Annotated in this window: 1 protein-coding gene; it reads right to left on the reverse strand. The window is 73.6% G+C overall.

The window, feature by feature from the left end:
- Positions 1–58: 58 nt before the first annotated feature.
- Positions 59–469: DUF2520 domain-containing protein (locus AC1DYG_RS19595; protein ID WP_477641523.1), on the reverse strand; the 411-nt coding region annotated here is incomplete at its 5' end.

Consider the following 469-nt stretch of genomic DNA (forward strand, 5'->3'; position numbering starts at 1 on the left):
ACCTTGGTCAGTGCGGCCGGGTCGTGATGCACAGTCAGTTCACCGCGCGCGTAGCCGTTCACGAATTGTCCTCCAGGATCTCGATGAGTTCAGGCTTGGCGCCGGCGAGCTGCGCCGAGCGCAGCGACATGGCGCGGTACCCCTCCGCCAGCTGCGGGTCCACCTCGCGAAGCACCCGCAGGTGAGTGGTCACCGCGTCGACGTCGCCGCGCGCCACCGGGCCGGTCAGCGCGGACGGGCCGCGGCGCAGCGCGTTGTCGAGGGCGGCGGACAGCAGCGGCGCGAGCACCCGCTCGGCCACGCCGTTGGGGTCGTCGTCCACCAGCTGCTGGCCGAGCAGCTCGCCGCCGGCGAGGGCGACGCGGAGCGCGGCCACCGCGTCCGAGACGAGCGTGACCAGGTGATTACTGCCGTGCGCGAGGGCCGCGTGGTAGAGCGGCCGGACCTCGTCGCGGACCCGCACCGGCTC

This window comes from Pedococcus sp. P1_H8 (assembly GCF_056405175.1).